General features: G+C 35.2%; 2 protein-coding genes. Both read left to right on the top strand.

Features of this window, described 5'->3' with window-relative positions; genetic code table 11:
- A partial coding sequence (locus tag EHQ59_RS02650; RefSeq protein WP_135617602.1) for a response regulator occupies positions 1–170 on the top strand: 170 nt, incomplete at its 5' end.
- A gap of 4 nt (positions 171–174) precedes the next feature.
- Positions 175–555, top strand: a complete 381-nt coding sequence (locus EHQ59_RS02645; RefSeq protein WP_135617601.1) for a response regulator — start codon at positions 175–177, stop codon at positions 553–555.
- The last annotated feature ends 41 nt before the right edge of the window (positions 556–596 follow it).

Genomic DNA, 596 nt, shown 5'->3' with positions numbered 1-596 from the left:
CGGAGAAAGCTTTAAAAACAGACAATGGTAAAACCATGAAGATAGTTATGTTAACCACTGAGTCTAGTGACGAAATGAAAAACAAAGGAAAAGAAGCTGGTGCTGTTGGTTGGCTTGTAAAACCTTTTGCCAACGAATCTCTCACAAAACTGATTTCACAACTCATTTAGTAATATGGCGTCTATTTTAGTTGTCGATGATTCACCTGCCGTATTAAAAATTGTGCGCTTAGCTCTAAGTAGCCAAGGTCACAATATCATAATATGTTCTTCTGGTGAAACTGCTTTGGAAACTTTAAAAGCAAATCCAAATATCGACCTAGGAATCTTTGATTTTAATATGCCAGGGCTTAGTGGAAACGAGTTCATTAAAGAATCCAAAAAAATCGTCAAAAACCCAAAGTTCAAAATTTTAGTTTTGTCATCGGAGAAAAAACCAGAGATCATTTCAAAAGCTTTATTTGAAGGAGCAGATGGATGGATGATCAAACCATTCAAAAATGAAGAACTAATCAAAAACGTATCCGAGTTGGTTGATCCAGATGTCCCTGTTTGAGCTAGATGTTATATTTGCAGTTACCTTACTTTCAGTAATAT

Source organism: Leptospira kemamanensis, from assembly GCF_004769665.1.
Classification (GTDB): domain Bacteria; phylum Spirochaetota; class Leptospiria; order Leptospirales; family Leptospiraceae; genus Leptospira_A; species Leptospira_A kemamanensis.
The sequence above is the reverse complement of the archived record's forward strand: the minus strand, read 5'-3'. Positions and strand labels throughout refer to the sequence as shown.